This window comes from Noviherbaspirillum sp. Root189, assembly GCF_001428545.1.
Taxonomy (GTDB): domain Bacteria; phylum Pseudomonadota; class Gammaproteobacteria; order Burkholderiales; family Burkholderiaceae_D; genus Noviherbaspirillum.
Genome location: NZ_LMHZ01000004.1, coordinates 65,390 through 85,924 on the forward strand (window position 1 = coordinate 65,390; position 20,535 = coordinate 85,924).

Annotated in this window: 14 protein-coding genes and 1 tRNA gene; 7 read left to right on the forward strand and 8 right to left on the reverse strand. The window is 57.4% G+C overall.

Features of this window, described 5'->3' with window-relative positions:
- Positions 1-84 precede the first annotated feature (84 nt).
- Both ASE07_RS03305 and ASE07_RS03310 read left to right on the forward strand, forming a co-directional pair.
- Complete coding sequence (locus ASE07_RS03305) at positions 85-3,249, forward strand: error-prone DNA polymerase (protein WP_057289381.1); 3,165 nt, start codon at positions 85-87, stop codon at positions 3,247-3,249.
- A 114-nt stretch (positions 3,250-3,363) separates the two neighbouring features.
- The gene (locus tag ASE07_RS03310; RefSeq protein WP_057289382.1) at positions 3,364-4,014 is read left to right on the forward strand and encodes a HugZ family pyridoxamine 5'-phosphate oxidase; all 651 of its coding nucleotides are present in this window, start codon (positions 3,364-3,366) and stop codon (positions 4,012-4,014) included.
- A 20-nt stretch (positions 4,015-4,034) separates the two neighbouring features.
- Here the strand turns inward: ASE07_RS03310 and ASE07_RS03315 are convergent, their stop codons facing one another.
- The 8 genes from ASE07_RS03315 to ASE07_RS03350 form a co-directional block, all read right to left on the reverse strand.
- Entirely contained in the window at positions 4,035-5,150 is a 1,116-nt protein-coding gene (locus ASE07_RS03315; protein ID WP_057289383.1) for an alpha-hydroxy acid oxidase, read from the reverse strand.
- Positions 5,147-5,836: a Fe2+-dependent dioxygenase gene (locus tag ASE07_RS03320; protein WP_057289384.1), complete on the reverse strand. Its 690-nt coding sequence runs from the start codon at positions 5,834-5,836 to the stop codon at positions 5,147-5,149. The genes ASE07_RS03315 and ASE07_RS03320 overlap by 4 nt, the downstream gene beginning before the upstream one ends.
- Positions 5,837-5,846: 10 nt before the next feature.
- Positions 5,847-8,117, reverse strand: a complete 2,271-nt coding sequence (locus ASE07_RS03325) for a TonB-dependent receptor (protein ID WP_057289385.1) — start codon at positions 8,115-8,117, stop codon at positions 5,847-5,849.
- 104 nt (positions 8,118-8,221) lie between these two features.
- Positions 8,222-9,262, reverse strand: coding sequence for an extracellular solute-binding protein (locus ASE07_RS03330; RefSeq protein ID WP_057289386.1), 1,041 nt, complete (start codon positions 9,260-9,262; stop codon positions 8,222-8,224).
- A 42-nt stretch (positions 9,263-9,304) separates the two neighbouring features.
- Complete coding sequence (locus tag ASE07_RS03335; protein ID WP_057289387.1) at positions 9,305-9,721, reverse strand: ExbD/TolR family protein; 417 nt, start codon at positions 9,719-9,721, stop codon at positions 9,305-9,307.
- Positions 9,718-10,443 (reverse strand): MotA/TolQ/ExbB proton channel family protein, encoded by a 726-nt coding sequence (locus tag ASE07_RS03340; RefSeq protein WP_057289388.1) that lies wholly within the window; start codon positions 10,441-10,443, stop codon positions 9,718-9,720. The genes ASE07_RS03335 and ASE07_RS03340 overlap by 4 nt, the downstream gene beginning before the upstream one ends.
- 46 nt (positions 10,444-10,489) lie before the next feature.
- Complete coding sequence (locus tag ASE07_RS03345) at positions 10,490-11,197, reverse strand: energy transducer TonB (RefSeq protein ID WP_057289389.1); 708 nt, start codon at positions 11,195-11,197, stop codon at positions 10,490-10,492.
- Between the two features lie 323 nt (positions 11,198-11,520).
- Positions 11,521-12,897, reverse strand: a complete 1,377-nt coding sequence (locus tag ASE07_RS03350; RefSeq protein ID WP_057289390.1) for a sigma-54-dependent transcriptional regulator — start codon at positions 12,895-12,897, stop codon at positions 11,521-11,523.
- 426 nt (positions 12,898-13,323) lie between these two features.
- Here ASE07_RS03350 and ASE07_RS03355 point away from each other — a divergent pair, with 426 nt between their 5' ends.
- The 5 genes from ASE07_RS03355 to ASE07_RS03375 all read left to right on the forward strand — a co-directional run bounded on the left by ASE07_RS03355 (position 13,324) and on the right by ASE07_RS03375 (position 20,434).
- Positions 13,324-15,717, forward strand: a complete 2,394-nt coding sequence (locus tag ASE07_RS03355) for a putative bifunctional diguanylate cyclase/phosphodiesterase (protein WP_082583928.1) — start codon at positions 13,324-13,326, stop codon at positions 15,715-15,717.
- A 99-nt stretch (positions 15,718-15,816) separates the two neighbouring features.
- Positions 15,817-15,893: transfer RNA gene (locus tag ASE07_RS03360), tRNA-Arg, on the forward strand.
- Between the two features lie 518 nt (positions 15,894-16,411).
- Positions 16,412-17,842: a PAS domain-containing sensor histidine kinase gene (locus ASE07_RS03365; protein ID WP_082583929.1), complete on the forward strand. Its 1,431-nt coding sequence runs from the start codon at positions 16,412-16,414 to the stop codon at positions 17,840-17,842.
- 16 nt (positions 17,843-17,858) lie between these two features.
- Positions 17,859-18,509 carry a response regulator gene (locus tag ASE07_RS03370; RefSeq protein WP_057289392.1) on the forward strand — a complete coding sequence of 217 codons (651 nt, stop codon included), beginning with the start codon at positions 17,859-17,861 and terminating at the stop codon, positions 18,507-18,509.
- 191 nt (positions 18,510-18,700) lie between these two features.
- A complete protein-coding gene (locus ASE07_RS03375; RefSeq protein WP_057289393.1) occupies positions 18,701-20,434 on the forward strand; it encodes a GGDEF domain-containing protein in 1,734 nt (577 codons plus the stop codon).
- The last annotated feature ends 101 nt before the right edge of the window (positions 20,435-20,535 follow it).

Sequence of the window (20,535 nt, forward strand, 5' to 3'; positions counted from 1 at the left end):
ATGAATTTATTTATAAAAGTCTGTTAGCAAAAAGGCATTTTTCTGGTTATACTGTGTTTTTATACAGTATTTCAGGTAGTCAACGTGCTTCCCCCTTCCTCCATACATCCTCTTCCCTCCTACGCCGAACTGCAGTGTGCGTCCAACTTCAGCTTTTTGCGTGGTGCTTCGCATCCTGAAGAGCTTGTCATCCGGGCCGCAAAACTCGGTTATGCGGCACTGGCATTGACGGACGAATGTTCCGTGGCCGGCGTGGTACGTGCCCATACTGAAGCAAAGCAATGCGGCCTGCCCCTGATCATCGGCAGCCAGTTCAGCTTGGTCAATGAAGACAATAGCCCAGCTTTCTCTCTCGTCCTCCTGGCGAAAAACCGCGAAGGATATGGCAACCTCGCCGAACTGATTACCCTTGCACGGACCCGCGTCGAAAAAGGCCACTATCGTGTTACTCCGTGCGACTTTGTATCGCCCGAAGACGACTATGCGCATCTGCGCGGCATGCCGGACTGCCTCGCCATTCTTACTCCTGCCCGTGACATTTCACCAGAACAGCTTGCCACTCAAGCCGCATGGATGGTGAAGACTTTTCCCGGACGTGCATGGATTGCGCTGACCTTGCTGCACCACCCGCGCGACGATCAGCACCGCATGCTTGTCACTGCAGTCGCCGACGAATACGCGTTGCCCGTGGTGGCCACCGGTGATGTCTGCATGCATGTACGCTCACGCAAACCCTTGCAGGACACCCTTACCGCTATCCGTATCGGCAAACCCATTGCCGAATGCGGTTACGAGCTGTCTCCCAATGCGGAGCAGCACTTGCGCTCACGGCTGCGGCTGGCCAACGTTTATGCCGCAGCCGCGTTGGCTGAAACCATACACATCGCCCGGCAATGCACTTTTTCTCTCGACGAGTTGCGCTACGAATACCCGGATGAACTCGTGCCACCAGGGTGGACCCCGGCTGCCTACCTGCGCAGCGAAGCCTATATCGGCGCCATGGCACGTTTTCCAGACGGTGTTCCGGCAGATATGCAAAAGCAGCTTGAATACGAACTGCAGCTCATTTCCGACATGCGCTACGAGCCGTATTTCCTGACCGTCTACGACATCGTGCGTCATGCACGCAGCATCGGCATTCTTTGCCAGGGACGAGGATCGGCCGCAAACTCCGTAGTCTGCTACTGCCTGCGTATCACCGAGGTTGATCCATCGCGCAGCACCCTGCTGTTTGAACGGTTCATTTCGCGTGAACGCAACGAACCTCCCGACATCGATGTCGATTTCGAACATCAGAGACGCGAAGAAGTCATTCAGTACATCTATAACAAGTACGGCAGGCTGCGGGCTGCGCTCACTGCAGTGGTCATCAGCTATAAGCCACGCAGCGTCCTGCGCGATGTCGGCAAGGCGCTGGGTGTCGATCTTGGCATAGTCGATCAGGTAGCAAAATCGCATCGCTGGTGGGACGGCAAGACCGGATTGTCGGAACGCTTTACCGAATGCGGCATGCAGGCCGATTCACCGATTGCCCTTCAATGGTCGGACATGGCGGAAAGATTGATGCGTTTTCCACGGCACCTGTCGCAACATCCGGGCGGCTTCGTCATTTCGCGCGGCAAACTTTCACGGCTGGTTCCCATAGAAAACGCGGCAATGAAAGACCGTAGCGTCGTCCAGTGGGACAAGGATGACATCGATGCGCTGGGATTGCTCAAGGTGGACATCCTTGCACTCGGCATGCTCAGCATGATTCGCAGGGCGCTGGACCTGATCACTGATTTGCGCGGCGAGCCCTTCAACTTGCAAGACATTCCAAAGGAAGATCCGGTCACCTACAAAATGATTTCAAGAGCGGACACGATCGGCGTATTCCAGATCGAAAGTCGTGCACAAATGACCATGCTGCCGCGCCTGCGACCCAGGGAATTCTACGACCTTGTCATCCAGGTTGCGATCGTCCGCCCGGGTCCTATTCAGGGCGGTATGGTGCATCCTTACCTACGGCGCAGGCAGGGGCTGGAACCAGTCACCTATCCCAGCGAAAAGATCCGGCATGCGCTTGAACGCACACTCGGCGTAGCTATTTTCCAGGAACAGGTGATGCAAATCGCCATCCTCGCCGCAGACTTCACAGCCGGAGAGGCCGACCAGCTGCGACGCGCGATGGCGGCTTGGCGGCGGAAGGGGGACATCGGAAAATTCCAGGAAAAGCTGGTGGCCGGGATGCTCAAAAATGGTTACGCTACCGAATTCATTTCCGCCATCGTGCGCCAGATTCAGGGCTTTGCCGAATATGGTTTTCCCGAAAGTCATGCCGCCAGCTTTGCCTTGCTCGCCTATGCCAGCTCCTGGATCAAATGCCATGAGCCGGCGGCTTTCCTTGCCGCCCTGCTCAACAGCCAGCCCATGGGGTTTTACTCACCATCGCAACTGGTGCAGGACGCGCGCAGGCACAAGGTCGATGTGCGTCCGGTGGATATCCGTTACAGCGACTGGGAAACCACGCTGGAGCCAGCGAGGGAATTGGTAGCGGGTCAACAACCTGCCGTACGCCTTGGGTTCAGCATGGTACGCGGCCTGTCACAGGAAGCCGGATGGCGTATCGAAGAGGCACGTGCAATCAAAGCATTTATCAGCATGACGGATCTTGCACTGCGCGCCGGACTCACGCGTCGCGATTTACAAATGCTGGCCAATGCCAATGCGCTCGAACCCCTTGCAGGCCATCGCCGCCAGGCACTCTGGCAGGCGTTGGCCAGCGAACCGGATAAGGGGCTACTCAGGAAAGCCAGCATGCATGAAGATCCTGTTCAACTTGCCGCGCCATCGGAAGGCGCTAATATCGTGGCCGATTATCACTCTGTCGGACTGACACTCGGAAGGCATCCGCTTGCCTTGCTGCGTCCCCTACTCAGCACCAAGCGGTTTTTGCCGGCCGAGGTCCTGTATACTTTTGCCGATCGCCAGCTTGCGCGCGCGTGTGGCATTGTTACGGTGCGCCAAAGGCCGCAAACCGCCAACGGCACCATGTTCGTCACCATTGAAGATGAAACCGGCCTGGTCAACGTCATCATCTGGCCGGGACTGATTGAACGCTATCGCGCGGAACTGCTCGGCTCGCAGCTGCTGGGAGTCTATGGAATATGGCAGACAGAAAACAATGTGCACCACCTGGTCGCAAGCCGCCTGGTTGATTTATCGCACTTGCTGGGAAGATTGACGACACATAGTCGGGATTTCGCATGAATGTGTAAGATAGTTTCCAAAGCGGTTTCCACGGCTTGAAGATTCTCATGGCATCTCCCTGTTGCAGTCCTTACACTGGTAAACCCAATTTCTTCAAAGCGGCAACACGTACCAATGAAACCCGATCCGGAAACCGCGCTTCATCTGTTGCATAGTTTGCGCTACGGCACCCTGGCGACTCGATCCATCCAATTGCCGGATTACCCCTTTCCAACTGCCCTGCCTTTTGTGCCGGATGAGAAGCATTGTCCTGTTTTTCTTCTAAGCCGCCTTGCTGAACACACGAAGAATATTCATACCGATCCGCGTGCGGGTTTCCTTGTCGCCGATATGGCGGAGAAGCAAGTCCTTGAAAATCCGCGGATGACGCTGCTCGGTGACATCGCTACGATCAACATGTCACATGAATTGCAGTCGCGATTCCTGCGCTACCAGCCTGAAGCGGAACAATACATGGCGCTTGCCGACTTTGCCTTCTACCGGCTGACGCCGCAAAAGATTCGCTACATCGGCGGGTTCGCGCAAATGGGATGGCTGGAACAACCGGACTGGGAGAATGTGGATGTGCTGTCGCTGGAGGAGGAAACAGCATTGATCCAGGACTTGCTGGGTGAATTACCACCGGGCGTTCGACTGCTTGGCCTGGACCGATATGGCATGGACATGGAGCGCCTCGGCAAACGGGAGCGGCAAAAATTCCCATCGACATTGCGCTCGGCGGACCAGATCGCCGCCACGGTCAAACGCTTGCTGGCAAGCTTGTAGCACTACTGCAAATAGCTTCTTTAGTTGAACAATGTATCGGCAGAGATATCGGCCAAGGTCGCGCATCCGCACAAGGCCATCGCAATCTCGAGTTCATCCCGAAGCAAACGCAATACGTGCGATACACCCATTGCGCCCGCATTCGCCAGTCCGTACACATACGGACGGCCGATCAAAACGGCACTCGCCCCAAGCGCAATGGCCTTGAGCACGTCAGTGCCGCGCCGGATACCTCCGTCCACCAGCACAGGACACTCCTTGCCCACTGCCTCGCGGATGCAAGGCAGGACACGTGCCGTAGCGGGCGTCGTATCCAAAGTCCGGCCACCATGATTGGAGACGATAATACCGTCCGCACCGTTTACCACGGCAAAACGTGCATCATCCTGATGCATCACTCCTTTCAATAGAATCGGCAGACGTGTCACGCCTTTCAGCCATTCAATATCAGCCCAGGTTGGCGCGGAAGTCAACAGGGCATCAAACATGCGGCTTTGATGGGGTGCGAGAGTGACCGGTTTCGGAGGTGGCAAGCCCGCCAGATTCACCGCTGAAATTCCCTCGGGAAGCTTGAAACCGACCCGACGTTCCCTGTCACGCACACCGCTGCTCGGCGCATCGACAGTGACCACCAATGCTTCGTATCCTGCGGCTTCTGCGCGCTGCACCAGTTCTCTTGTAAAGCCGCGATCGTGCTGGAAATACAGCTGGAACCAGAGAGGGCCGCGCGTCGCCTCGCCCAGCATTGCCTGCGCGATCTGCTCCAGCGGCATGCTGGACTGGCTGCTCAACACCAGGCCGGCACCCTGCATCGCGGCCGCATAGGCACTGGCGATTTCGCCGTCGGCATGCGCCATGCGTTGGAACGCAACCGGCGCAAGCAGCACGGGATGGGCCAGCGTCCGCCCCAGCAACTGTACCCGCGTATGCCCGCCGACCAGGCGACGCAATACCCGCGTCGATAGCAGGATGTTATCCCATGCCTCGCGGTTGGCACGCAAGGTGATCTCATCCGCAGCCCCACCGGAAAAATAAGCCCAGGCGTTGTCGTCGAGCCGACTGCGCGCATGCTGCTCATGGTCGGCCAGCGAGACTATTCCTGTCGGGATCGCTTCGACGGCGGGGATCCGGCTCATGTGTCAGCCCACATCCGCAACAGGTTGTGATAAGTGCCGGTCAGCTGCACCACGGACGGTTCCTGTTCGCCGAGGGAATCGCGCAGCTTCAGCAGCGCCATGTCCATCTCGAACAGCAGCTGGCGCTGATCGCCACCGCGCACCATGCTTTCGATCCAGAAGAAGCTTGCCAGGCGTGCGCCCCGCGTCACGGGTGTTACCTGATGCAGGGTCGTGCCCGGATAAAGTACCAGGTCACCGGCCGGCAGCTTGATGCGGCGTTCGCCCTGCGGGTCCTGCATCACCAGCTCGCCGCCATCGTATTCGTCGGGTTCGGACAGGAACAGGGTGCAGGACAGATCGGTACGCACCCATTGCGCGGGGTTACGCGAGTAAAGCACGGCGCCATCGATATGCGCGCCGTAATGATTGCTGTCGCCGCTGTAACGATTGAACAGCGGATTGAAAATTTTGCGCGGCAGGGCTGCGGAAAAGAACAGCGGGTCGCGCTGCACCGCAGCCAGGACCAGCGATTGCAGCTGGCGCGAGACATCGCTGTCCTGCGCCAGCTGCTCGTTGTTCTTGCGGGCGACCGCCTGGCCACCCGCACTCACCCGTCCGTCCACCCACGGCGCACCCTGTCCGAGCAGTGCCCGGGCAGTCGCCAGTTCGTCGCGGGAGAGAACGTTTTTCAGGTGCAGAAGCATCAGTGCTTTCCTAGAACATTGCCTTCAGCGTCAGCTCTACACGACGCGGCGCGCCCGGCGAATAGAAACCGCGGTACAGGGAATCGGCATAGAGCTTGTCCGTCAGGTTGGTGACGTTCAGCTTGGCGGACCACGTTTCATTGATCGTGTACTCGGCCATCGCGTCAACCACGGCGAAGCTGTCCGCCGTCACGTGCCGTGCACCCTCCGGATTCTGCTGGCCGCGGTAGGTCAGGCCGGCGCCAAGGCGAAGCTCCGGCAGGATGCGGTAGGTAGTCCAGAGACTGCCGCTATGCTTCGGCGTCAAGCCCGGGCGGTCGCCCTGCACCTGCGCTCCGGTACCGGCGGCGTTGAGAGCGACATTGCTCTCGTCGATCTTGGCGCGCGGGATCCAGGTGTGGTTGAAGAACACTTCCCACTTCGGCGTGATGCGGCCGGCGAGGTTGAATTCCAGGCCCGTCGCATGCCGTTTGCCTGACAGGAGCTGCTGGGTGGATGCGGTGTCCGGGTCGGTGTTGCGCTCGTTGTACTTCTCGCTGTAGAACGCGGCAACACCGAGCGAAGTGCGCTTCTCGAAGAGCTCCCACTTGCCGCCCAGTTCGAAGTTACGACTCTTCTCTGCCGGCGTATTGGCGTCGCGCTCCGCCTGCGAGCCGGGTGTCGGCGCGTTTGGGGTGAACTGGTAGGTATCGCCGGAAGTGTTATAGGAGCTACCGTAGGACACGTAGTACGACGCCGAGTCGCTCGGCTGGAACAGCGCGCCAACACGAGGCGACCACAGGCTTTCACTGCGATCATTGCTCAGACCGGCCGCGGTGTTGTACTTGGCGGTGAAGTGGTCGAAGCGCAGGCCGCCGAGCAACTTGAAGGTCTCGGTGATGCTGATCATGTCCTGCGCATACAGGCCGATGTTGCGCGCGTCGAAATTGTTATACACCGGATTGCCGCGTGTATCGACGCGCGAGTCGCCATTATTGGGCGTGCCGACCGTGGTCGTCAGCGGGCTCGCGGTGCCGGCGAAGCTGTTGTTCCGCTTGGCATCCTCCTGGTACAGATCGATCCCGGTAAGCAGCTCATGCTGACGGCCGCCGAAGTCGAACTTGCCGGAGTAATCACTCGACAGCTGCGTGGTGTCGCTGACAGCAACGCGACCCTTGGGGGCGCGGCGCAGGACTGTGGCGTCACTGAAGTTTTCCCTGGTCGTGCCGGGGGCAAGCTGGATTACGCTGGCCCACAGATCGCGCTCGTAGCGGCCATGACGCACCTGGGTCTTGACCTGGCTGCCGTCATCGAAACGATGCACGTGGGCCAGCGTGCCGTAGGTGGCGCTGGTATCGAGGTAATCACTGTTGAAACCATAGTAGTTCTTGGCTGGCAGCGTCTCAATGATGGTGCCGCGGGTGCCGCCGGAAAGGAACCAGGGATTGCTGTAGGTCGGACGGCTGTCGATATCGAGGTGGAAGAGGCCCACGCTGAACTCGTCACGGGTCCCGATGCCCCAGCTATAGGTCGGTGCGATGCCGAGCTTTTTCTGCTTGGCACCCCAGTTATCCGCATCGTGCACCATCGCATTCAGGCGCAGGGCTGCATCCTCGCCTGTCTTGATATTGAAGTCGCCGGTAAAACGGTGCAGGTTGCCGCTGCCGACGGTGTAGGTTGCCTCGTGCTGGTTGAACAGGAACGGCATCTTGCTGACCTGGTTGACGATGCCGCCAGTGGAACCCTTGCCGAACAACATCGAGGCCGAACCCTTCAGCACTTCGATGCGGTCGTTGTTGAAGGTGTCGCGCTCGTACAGCGCACCGTCACGTAGGCCGTCAGTGTAGATGTCGCCGGCCTGGCCAAGCGAAAAGCCGCGCAGGCGTACGTCCTCCTCGCCCGTTTCGCCGGCCTGGAACGTCACGCCCGCGGTGGTGCGTAGCACTTCGCGGAAATCATCGAGGTTGCGGTCGTCGATCAGGCGCTCGGTCATCACCGTCACGGACTGCGGTATGTCACGCAGTTGCTGGGTGCCCTTGCCGATGCCGGTGGTGGTCGTGCGCAGCGATTCCTTGCTCAGCGTTTCGCGCTGGCCCTGCACTTCCACGGTCGGCATCACCTGGTCGGAGGCAGCCGGGGCCTGTGCGACGTTCTGCGCGGTGGCGGAAACCGACGCTGCAAGCATCAGTGCGCCGAGCGGCAGGCTGGACGCACGGCGCGTCTCCGGCTGTGCCGGGGTCTGGACTTGCCGCGCGTGCTTCCCTGCCTCCGATGCGTGGCGTTTTGCAGATTTCTTCTTCATTGTTTGTGTATCCCTGTGGGTAGTAAATTTAATCGTTAAGCTGGCTATCAACAGGGACTGGCTGGCTGCGACATGAATGATGCGAGAAATAAAAGCGAAAATGATTATTTGTAGCCGACGCGATCAAGAATCTTCTGGGCGGCGATCTGATTTTTGCCGACGGCCGTGATGGAGATGTTCTCGGTCTTGAACTTGCCCATCTGCTGCAGCACCGGGTTCTTTGCCACCGCAGAGGAGACCACCGGCCATTCGTTATTGCCGTTGGCGAAATAGGCCTGGGCTTCATCGCCGGCCAGGTACTCAAGGAATTTCACCGCGGCTTCACGATGAGGCGCGTACTTGGCCACTGCACCGCCGGCAACGTTGATGTGGGTGCCGGAGCTTTCCTGGTTCGGCCATACGAAGCTGACCTTGTTCATCATTTCGCGGTCTTCGGACTTCGTCGAGCGCAGCAGGCGCGCGTAGTAGTAGGAATTGGCCACCGCAATGCCGCACTCGCCCGAGGCCACGCCCTTGATCTGGTCGGTATCGCCACCCTGCGGCGGGCGCGCGAAATTGGCAACCATGCCTTGCGCCCATTTTTCGGTCGCGGCTTCGCCGTTACGCTCGATCATCGCGCCGATCATGGAGAGCATGTACGGGTGGGAACCGGAACGGGTGCAGACCTTGCCCTTGTTGACCGGGTCGGCCAGCGATTCATAGGTGGCGACATCTTCGCGCTTCACGCGCACCTTGTTGTAGACGATGATGCGGGCACGGGTGGACAGGCCGAACCACTGGGCGCCCTGCCCCTCGTCTCCACCGCGCAGATTGGCGGGGATCCGCTCTTCCAGCACTTTCGAACGCACCGGCTGAAACTGGCCTTCCACCTGCGCGCGCCACAGGCGGGCTGCATCGACCAGCAGGATCACGTCGGCCGGGCTATTCTTGCCCTCGTTGCGCAGACGCTCCATCAGCGCGGCATCGTCTGCTTCGATGCGGTTGATACGGATGCCGGTCTGTTGCGTGAACTTGCTGTAGAGCTCCTCGTCGGTCTGATAGTGACGCGCCGAGTACAGGTTCAGCACCTTGTCCTGCGCCTGCACCGAAGCGACGGCGACGAGAGAAAAGGCTGCGGCTATGGCGTTGCGAAGTATGGCTTTCATGGATTTCCTTGTCCGATGCGAGTGGGATTTGACGAAGGCAAGCTACCTGGACGCGTCCGGTTCAGTGACGAAACCGATCTTGTTCAAGCCGCCGGTCTGGGCCGCCGACATCAACTGAGCGACATTCTCATAGGGCGTCTTGCGGTCGGCCCGAAGATGCAACTCCGGTTGCGGCGACTGTGCGGAGACGACGGCGATGTTTTCCTTCAGCGCCTGCGGGTCGACCGGATTGCCGTTCCAGGTGACGACGCCGTTCGCATCGATGGATACATCGATATGAGGCGGCTTCACATCGTTGGGCTGGCTGGCGGCGCGCGGCAGGTCAAGCTTGACCGCGTGGTTGATCACCGGGATGGTGATGATGAAGATGATGAGCAGGACCAGCATGACGTCGACCAGCGGCGTCATGTTGATCTCCGACATCACATCATCGTCGTTGTCGGGATTGCCGAAGCTCATGCTTCCTCCTTGCTCCGCAGGCTGACGACGTTATGCGGCGTCTGACCGACGCGACCGCCGGTGATCAGGTAGGCATGCAGGTCGTGCGCGAAATTGGACAACTGGGACTGGATCGCCTTGTTGCTGCGGGTCAGTGCGTTATAGCCGAGCACCGCCGGAATAGCGACGACCAGGCCAAACGCCGTCATGATGAGCGCTTCTCCGACCGGACCGGCAACGCGGTCGATGCTCGCCTGACCAGAAACGCCGATACCGACAAGCGCGTGATAGATGCCCCAGACAGTGCCGAACAGTCCGACGAACGGCGCGGTACTGCCAACGGACGCAAGTACCTGCAACCCGCTTTGCAAGCGGCCGGTGATGTTTTCAATGGAGCGGCGAAGGCAGCTTGTCACCCATTCGCTCATGTTCAAAGCCCCATGTAAGTCCTCCTTGCTCATCTCGTGGTGCAAAGCCGCATTGGCGCCGTCTTCCGCCAGCGCGCGAAACGGATTGCTGTTTCTGTCCGGAGCCAGCATGTTCATGCCCTCTTCCAGGCTTTTGCTATGCCAGAAACTTTCGGCTGCAACAGTCGCCTGGCGGCGCAAGCGGATCAGGCTCCATGCCTTCAATGCCATGACATACCAGGACAAAACGGACATGATCAATAAAACGATGGCGACAGCGCGGGTGATGGAATCGCCTTGCTGCCAAAGGTTGGCAATGCCGTATGGATTATTCATGAAAGCTCTTTCGCAAAAGTATCTGGTTCAATGTCTTGATTACTGATTAATTCAATTTGAATTCGATGGGCACCTGCACCCATTCCGCCACCGCTGTATCTCCCCGGCGCGCGGGAACGAACCGGTATTTACGTACGGCGGCCAGCGCCGCCTCATCAAACAGCGGGGAACTGCTTGGACGCAACACATGCACTTCTCCCGCCGTTCCTTCTGCCGTCACGAACACACGCAGCACAACTCTGCCCTCCTCGCCTGCCCTCCGTAGCATTGGCGGATAGGTCGGCGCAGGATTATTGAGATACGCGGCATTGAATCTCGGCGGCGTTATCGGTACCGGTGCGGGGGCTGGCGCTACGTCACGCGGCGCAGCGGCCACGGGTGCCGGCGGCGGACTCGGCTCGACGGGCGCAGGGGATGCCTGCTGGACTGGCTCAGCCTCGCTCTTTGGCGCCGTCAAGGCTTTGTCGCTTGTCGTCGTTTTCGGCGACGGCTTTTTCGGCTGCGGTTTGGGTTGCTCTTTCTTCGGCTGTACTTTGGGAATTTCCTTTACCGGCTCAGGTTGCGGTTTTGTCTCGATTACTTCTTTTACGACGGGTCGCTCTGCTGGCAGCATCTCGACCATGACCGCTGGCAGAGGCGACGGAGGAACCAGCTTCTGCTGGTGTAATCCGGCGACGATTAACCAGAGCGCCGCAGCGTGCACACCGACGATCAACGTCAGTACGCTGGCTCGCGAATTAAGGGTTTGATTCATAAGGATTATTTTTCTCAAGCCGAACGCTGTCGACCCTCGGGCCTGCGCCGCTCAGCCAGTCAACTCACTACAGATCCAGCTTCTACAGATCTCTTTTCATTACATTAACAAACTCAATATTAACGATAATGATAACGATTCTCATTCGAAAAGGAAAGCAATGTAGTATCGATTACGCAGATTTGTTTCCTTTTAGCCGGAAAAGGCGGTCTCGGAGGAAAAAGCGAAATACAAGCGACCGGGCAAACGTGGTCGCCTGCATTCAGGCAGGAATCTGGCAGGCGACACGTCGCCTGCCAGGATGAAGAAGGCTGACAGTTTTTCTACAGCAATCCGGCAGCGTCGAATTCTTCCAGCTTGCGATACAGGCTGGACAGCCCGATGCCGAGTTTTTGCGCCGCTGCCCGGCGATCACCGCCAGCATCGGTAATCGCCTGCGAGATGACTTTGCACTCGAACCGCCTTACCTGTTCGCGCAAGCCCTCTCCGTCCTGCCCAACTACAACGGTGTCAGGCCGAGCAGCGGTCCGGACAATTTGCGGCGGCAGGTCGGCACGGGTAATGCGCCCGTTTTCAGCAAGAATGAGCGCACGGTCGACCACATTTTCGAGTTCACGGACGTTGCCCGGCCATTCATAGGACGCAAGAATGTTTTCCACGTCCGGATCGAGTACCGGCTCCGGACCATAGTTCAGTCGCCGCGAACTCCGTTCCATGAGAAAACGGACCAGACCCAGAATATCTTGCCGGCGCTCGCGCAGCGGTGGAATATGCAGATGAAAAACCGTGAGCCTGAAATACAAATCCTCACGAAACTTGCCCTCTGCGACCATGCGCTCGAGGTTACGGTTGGTGGCGGCGATGATGCGGACATCGACGCGTCGCGTCTGTTCGCTGCCCACTGGACGCACCGTCTTCTCTTCGATGATATGCAGGAGTTTGACTTGCAGTACCAGCGGCAGCTCGCCGATTTCATCCAGGAAAATCGTGCCTTTATCCGCCTCAAGAAACAAGCCCTTCCGGGCTTTGTCAGCCCCCGTGAATGAGCCTTTGACATGGCCAAACAACTCGCTTTCCATCAGGTTTTCAGGAATGGCGCCACAGTTGACTGGAATGAAGGGCCCGTCCGCACGGTCACTCTGCTGGTGAATTTGCCTGGCGATCACACCTTTACCGGTACCACTTTCTCCGGTGACCAGCACGGTACTATCGGTCGGCGCGACTTTCGCAATCAGGCGGTCGAGCCCGCGCATTGAATCCGAGGCAAAGCCGAACACTGCTTCACGCGATTTGAGCACCAGCTTGCGCAAGACTTTGTTTTCACTGCTCAGGCGCTGCAGATCCGCGATCTTGATGACCCTGTGCAGAACCTCATCATGCCGCACAGGCTTGATCATGTAATCGGACGCTCCAGCCTTGATCGCCTCGATTGCCGTATCGACTGACCCATAGGCGGTCATCATGATGAAGTTTGTATCGACTCCCGCTGCACGCGCGCGCCGCACCAACTCTATGCCATCGAAATCCGGCATTTGTATATCGCTGATTGCGACATCGAAATGCCCGGTCGAAAGCTGTTCAAGCGCTTCGCCGGCATTCGCCGCCTGCACCACCGAACATCCTGCTTTAGCCAGTCGTATCGCCAGGATCTGCCTGATTGCCGGCTCATCGTCGACTACCAGCACATTCAGAGACTTCATTAATTTTTCATTCTGCTGTGTCATGTATTACCAGTTCAGCGTCAAATTTAAGGCAGGCGCCCGCAAATCAGCACACCAATGCTTATGCCGGAACAATACCGCAAGCTTACACCGCATGAGAGTGTATTTTCTCGAAATCGGTAATTCCCTGGCGGAAAGTTTCCCACAGGCGAGAATGGGTTATGTCTTGTCCCTCTTCCTCTTAACTCAGCAAAAGGTCTCATCCCAATCCCTACGCCGGTCTGGCGGCACGCGACGCAACACGGGAACCAATCAATCAAATGGCATGTTAATTGCTTAAAAGAAATAAATAATAAGTTGAACGACTGCGCCCACATCTGCACCTGAGCTTTCCAGTGTAGAGAAATAAGCACAACAACACAGCAGTGGTCAGACTGAAACTATTCATCGTACAGAGAAAGCCTGATGCATAAACTCGTCACATCCAGACTTCTCCTACTCATGTTTCTGGTAGGCGCGGCTTCCGGCTTTTTCGTCAGCCTTGCTGGATGGTGGGGCCTGAATCAGACCTCCATCAATCTGGCCCTGGTAGAGGCAGGGCTTCCCGTTACCTTGACCGAACCAGGTGTGGCGAACATTCGCGCAGCCCTTCTACAGGCCCTGAAAGAAAACGACTTTGCGCAGCGAGTACTGCTTAGCCTGTCCGGACTCGCCACTATCTTCTTTTGCCTGACCGCGTGGATCACTTACCGGGAATCAGCTGCAAAACGCCGACAATCGGTCGAACTTGAACATCGCCACGCCCTGTTTCGCACCCTGTTTGAAGGCACGCGTGAAGGTGTCATCCTGATGGCGTCCGATCAGATCAGCGAATGCAATGGAGCCGCCCTCAGACTGTTTGGCATTGCCGATACGGGCCACATGCAGACGATGGATCTCGCTTCGCTGCAACCCGCCCGGCAACCCGGCGGCGACCACTCGAACATGGGGCTGCACGCGAGAATCGACGCTGCCTGGCAGCATGGCCCGCAGACGTTTGAATGGTATTTCCAGTCAGCGGATGGCCGTGAATTTCCCGCGGAAACCGGCATCCACGCCGTGTCGGTCGGCGGCAACGCCATTGTTCAGATAACCATCAGGGACATTACGAGACGCAAGCAGGACGAGCGATCGATGCGACTTGCCAACCAGGCGTTCGAGCATTCGCAGGAAGGCATCGCGATCACTGATGAACATGCCAACATCCTGACCGTCAATCGCGCCTTTACCGCCATTACCGGGTACTCAGGCGCGGAGGTCGCCGGACATAATCCCCGCGTCCTCGCTTCCGGGCGCCAGCCGCGTGAATTTTATCGGCACATGTGGCAAACCGTGCGTGAATACGGGAAATGGCAAGGCGAAATCTGGAACAGGCGCAAGAACGGCGAAATCTATCCGCAGCTACTCAATATCAGCCGCCTGACGGATGACAATGGCCATGTCACCAATTATGTGGGCGTATTCAGCGATATTTCCGAGACCAAGCTCGCCGAAGAACGCCTGCTGCGCCAGTCCACCCATGATCTTCTGACTGACCTGCCAAACCGCGCGCTCTTTACAAAGCGGCTGCAACAAGCCTTGCAGACCCACGGACAACATGACGGCTCATCATTCGGTGTTTTACTACTGGATATTGACCGCTTCAAAATGGTCAACGACAGCATTGGACATGACGCCGGAGATCACTTGCTATTACAGGTGGCGCAGCGCCTGCGACGTGTCTTGCGCGAGTCCGACACACTGGCGCGGATGGGTGGCGATGAATTTGCCTTGCTTGCGCTTGGCATATCCGATGCCGACCATCTTGCAAGCCTGGCCACCAAACTGCTGCAAGTGCTACAGGAGCCGTTTATATTGCATACGCACGAGCTTCACATTGGGGCGAGCATCGGCCTTGCCCTGTACCCGATACACGGCGCTGAGGCTGACCTACTGATCAAGCATGCCGATATCGCGCTCTATCATGCCAAGTCACTGGGAAAAAATCGCTTCGAATTCTATAGCAACGATGTGGACAAGTGGATCATGGAGCGTATGCAACTCGAAAATTGTCTGCACGGCGCCCTCTCCCGCAATGAACTGCTTTTGCATTACCAGCCGCAGCAAAATATTGAAAGCGGCAGGATCCATGGCGTCGAAGCCCTCGTCCGGTGGCACCACCCCGAACTCGGCATGATCTCGCCCGCAAAATTCATCCCGATTGCTGAAGAAACCGGGCTGATCGTCCAGCTTGGCAAATGGATCCTGCGCACAGCATGCGCGCAAGCCCGGCAATGGATGCTGCAAGGCTTTCCGACACGGGTAGCGGTAAACGTCTCGGCTCGCCAGTTCCACCACGACAATCTTGCCGATACCGTCGCCTCCGTATTAAGCGAATTCAAGCTTCCGGCGGCGCTTCTCGAAATTGAACTGACTGAGGGAGTCCTCATGGAGAATACCGATCATGCAATCGCCGTGCTCAACCAGCTCCATGCAATGGGTGTGCAAATTTCCATTGATGATTTTGGAACAGGTTATTCGTCATTGTCCTACCTGAAGCGGTTGTCAATACAGGTTCTGAAAATCGACCAATCATTTGTGCGTGATATCCCTGACGATCCGGACGACTGCGCTATTGTCTCGACCATTATCCTGCTGGCCCATAACCTCAAGCTCAAGGTCATCGCCGAGGGTGTGGAAACTGAAGATCAACTCGCTTTCCTGCGCGATCATGGATGCGATGTAATGCAAGGTTATTACTTCAGCCGTCCTTTGTCCGCTGCACAACTAACGACAATCCTGAGCAAAGGCATGGCTGCAGAAGCAGTGGAAGCGGCGTGATGTTGCCCAGGCCACAAAAAAGCATGCAAGAAAATGATGAAAATGCTTACGGGAGGGGCTTCCAAAATTTGTTGAATGGGTGCTATAATTTTGTTTTTCGCGGCTGTAGCTCAGCTGGATAGAGTACTTGGCTACGAACCAAGGGGTCGTGGGTTCGATTCCTGCCAGCCGCACCAGTAATTTGAAGGGGGTTAGATTTTACGATCTAACCCCCTTTCTGGTTTTCAGGCTGCGTTTTTCTTCAGCAGTAATTTCCTTGCCGTATTTTCCCCTCAATTTTTGGTGTTATGGGCTACTGTGCCCTCGTTGTTGCTCATTACCACAACACCCCCGTCCCTCTCTCCTTAAGCGCTAAAGATTTTCAGGCGCCTTCTCCGCAACATAGGCAACGCTTCACCTGTCGTACCGGTGCAGTAGCGCGCCGTCAGCAGAAACCAACAGTCCACGCAGCCAACACATTTCTTTTCATCTACGTTTCCATGTAGAGATTAATTTTGGAAGGGCATATGATAAAGTCGACTCAGGCATTGCTATATAGAATGACGTTCACCATGCCTAATCCTCAGGATGTCGATTTTGAAACCTTCCATACGCTGCCTGTTTGTTCAGTGTCATTGGTGTCGTACAACGCACAACCCACCAACGCAAAATTGGCTTGCAACAGAGATAAAGTACAAATGGAAGAACATTCGACATGATGCGGGCAGAATGGCTTCCGGTTCTGATGCAAGGCTCCTTCAGCGAAATTTACATCGTTGACTGCGTCGGCCTTGGCTTCATCCAGACCAACCAGGCGGCGCAAAAGAATTTGCGATACACCTGCGAGGAGCTGTCGACGCTGAGCATGCCGGAAGTCGTGCGTGGCATATCTTTGGATGAACTCGAACGCATCCTGCATTCGCTGCACAGCGGCGAACGGGCATTCGCGGAAATTGAAACCGTTCATGCACGCAAGGATGGTTCGAACTATCCAATCGAATTGCGTTTGTTTTACTGCGCTTCCGGTGACAAGCCAGTGTATATCGCAATAGGTAATGACCTGAGTGCCCGGCATGCCTCGGCAACCGCGCTCAGCCATTCCGAAGCGCGTTTTCGGGCGATTGTTTCCAACACGCCCGGGCTTGTCTATCAATTCCTGCAACGGCAAGATGGCAGCATTGCTTTTCCCTACCTGAGCGACGGCTGCCATGCCTTGCTTGGACTAAGCGCCGAACGCCTGCAGGCTGACTCATCGCTCTTCCTTGAACTAATTCTGCCCGAAGATCGTCAGTCTTACCTGGATTCGATGCAGGTTTCGGCAAGCAGCATGAAGGCCTGGAACTGGGAAGGCAGACTCTGGATCGAAAAATGGCACGACATCAAATGGATCAACCTGCGCTCCACGCCGCGTGCGCTCCCCGGCCAGGGGGTACAGTGGGAAGGCATCATGACCAACATCACCGAGAGCAAGCAGGAGCAGGCGGAAATCAAGTGCTCACGCGCACAGCTGGCCGAACTGTCGGCCCACGTTGAAACCGTAAAGGAAAACGAGCGAACCCGCATCGCGCGTGAAATTCACGATGACCTGGGAGGTAACCTCACGGCGATCAAGATGGCTTTGGCATTGCTAAAAAAACGCCTGCCCGACGATGCGGCGCTCACCGAAAAAACTGCCTACGTCGATTCCCTCGTCGACCGCACCATCGAATCGATCCACCGCATTACTGTCGATCTGCGTCCAGGCATCCTTGACTTCGGCATTGTGGCGGCGATCGACTGGCAAGCAAAAGAATTCGAGAAACAGCTGGGTATTCACTGCACCTTCCTGTCCAGCAAAAAAGAAATCGCCCTCCACCCCGATCAGGCAACGGCCCTGTTCCGGATTTTCCAGGAAGCCCTGACCAATATCGGCAAGCATGCCGCCGCCACACAGGTAAGCGTGCGCCTGACACGCACAAACCGCAGCGTGCGGCTTGAAGTCGTCGATAATGGCAAGGGTATCGATGCCACCGATCGCATGAAACCGAAATCGTTCGGAATTCGCGGCATGGTGGAACGAGCGAGCGCACTGGGCGGGCAGCTGTCGGTGTCAAACGCTGCAAATGGCGGTACCGAAGTCAGCCTGCGCATTCCGCTCAGCCCCTAACAATTGAAACAGCAACATGAGCGCAAACGAGCCTATCAGAATCATCATTGCCGACGACCACGCGATTGTCCGTGAGGGCCTCAAGCAGATCCTCGCAGACAGCGACGACATGATCGTCGCAGGCGACGCCGAAAACGGCGCAGACGCAGTCCGGCTTGCGCGGCGCGGCGACTCCGACGTTCTCTTGCTGGACATCTCGATGCCCGACCGCAGCGGCATCGAAGTGCTGAAACAGATCAAAAAGGAAGCCCCCGGCCTGGCCGTGCTGATGCTGTCCATGCATCGCGAGGACCAGTATGCGATCCGTTCGCTCAAGGCAGGCGCGTCCGGCTACCTGAACAAGCAAAGTGCGCCCGCCGAACTGGTCGATGCAATTCGCCTGGTTGCCTCCGGCCGCAAATACATCAGCGCCGCTCTGGCACAGGAACTGGCAAACCAGGTCAGCGATGAAAACCGCGACATACCCCCTCATGAAACACTGTCGGACCGCGAGTACCAGACCCTGGTGATGATCGCCTCGGGCAAGACCGTCAGCGATATCGCCGGCGAACTGTCCCTGTCGGTCAAGACAATCAGCATGTACCGCTCACGCTTATTGCAAAAGATGAAACTGCGTCACAACGCGGAGCTGACGCACTACGCGATCAGGAATCACTTGGTTGAATAGGCTGTCATTTCAACACCAGGTCGCTCAGCTTTCATCGCTGTCCCGCACTTCCTCTGGCTTGGATTGCTACTGTTGCCTAAAGCGCAAAGTGGGAAGATATTTATTGCCTATTGCTATCACTATTAAGCCACCACACGCGATACTATCGCTTCACGCCGGATTCCCACACCCATCCGGTTGCGAGAATACGCATGCAAGACAAAGAAAAAAAACCGGAACCCCAAAGCCCTGCCGATATCGCGCGCGAGGCGTTTCGTCGGCTGGCGATGCGGCGTGTTGCACCGACGCCGGACGCCTACCGCGAGATCTACGAAGAAATCGCCGGTACCCAAACGACCGCAGGTCCTGAAAAAATTCTTGCCGATTTCGCGGCACATCTCGCAGGCACATCTGCTGACATCGCGCGGCACGCGGCCAAACTGAGTCTCGCACTCGAAAAGCGCGACTGGCCGGAATACGGGAAATCCCTGTCCCAGTTGGTGGAGCAGCATCTCGCGAGCCAATCCAGCAAGGACGCAGCACAGCCCGCCAAGGTCGAAGCCGTGGCACAGCCGATTGCGACACCGCCCGCATTGAAATCTGCCGGCATTCCACTTGTCGACACACCCGCGCCAGTCGCACTCAAGTCCGCCGGACTCGCCCTGGTGGATCCGCCCGCAACGGCCGTGCGACCGTCTGTCGAAAGCTTGGCGACGGCCAACGTCGCCGTTGCTCCCGAAAGCCGGCAATTGCGGCTTCTACGCGAACTGCTGGTGCGCACGCTTACGCTGGCGCTGGGCTCATTGCTGCGTAAGGCGCCGGAACTGCTGGAGGAATCCGAAATGCTTGCATCGTCGGCACGCAACGCGACGACTGAGCCGGCATTGAATGACATCAGCGCCCGGCTCAAGCAGCTTTGCTTTCGCATCGAACTCAAAGCCGATGATCTGGCCGAAGAACATGAACTGCTTCTCCGTCTGTTCCAGCTGCTGCTCGAAAACGTCGGCGAACTGCTTGAAGACGATTCCTGGCTGAGCGGGCAAATCGCCAATGTGCAGGATTTGCTCAGCGGCCCGCTGAGCCGCAGCGCCCTGCTCGACGCGACACGTAGCCTGAAGGAAGTCATCTACAAGCAGGGGGCGCTCAAGCACAGCCTGAAAGAAGCGAAGGTGACGGTCAAGAACATGATGATCACCTTCATTGATCGCCTCGGCGCGGTTGCCACCAGCACCGGTGACTTCCATCAGAAGATGGGCAACTATTCACAGAAAATCAGCCAGGCCAGGGATATCACCGAGCTGAACCACATCCTTGAAGACGTGATGCGCGACACCAGGCACGCGCAAACGGAAATCCTGCGCTCGCAGGACGATATCATCGCCGCGAAACAGGAAGTCCAGGAAGCCGAGGCGCGCATCCAGCAACTGGAATCCAAGCTGGAGCATATGAGTGAACTGGTCCGTGAAGACCAGTTGACAGGCAGCCTGAACCGGCGTGGACTGGACGATGCCTATGAGCGTGAGATCGCGCGGGCGCAGCGCCGCAAGACATCGCTTTGCATCGCCCTGCTCGACCTGGACGATTTCAAACGGCTCAATGACACCTACGGCCACTCTGCGGGCGACGACGCCCTGATCCACCTGGTGCGGGTGATCAAGGAGACCTTGCGCACCATGGATGTGGTCGCACGTTTTGGCGGTGAAGAATTCCTGATCATGCTGCCCGATACGCCGCTCGATGAAGCGGTGCAGACCGTCACCCGCATCCAGCGAGAACTGACCAAACGCATCTTCATGTACGACAACCAGAAGTTGCTGATGACCTTCAGCGCAGGCGTGGCCTTGCGGCGCGACGACGAGGATCAGGGCGACTTGATCAAACGTGCCGACGAAGCGCTGTACAAGGCGAAACGTGCGGGGAAGAACCGGGTTGTGGCTGCGGACTAGCGTCCAATTCTCTTGCCAGCTCAAAGGCCCCTTCGAATTTAGCCTGCGACATTCGGAATTCGGCATTCGTGCGCAAACAATCTGCACGATAAAAACCTTTT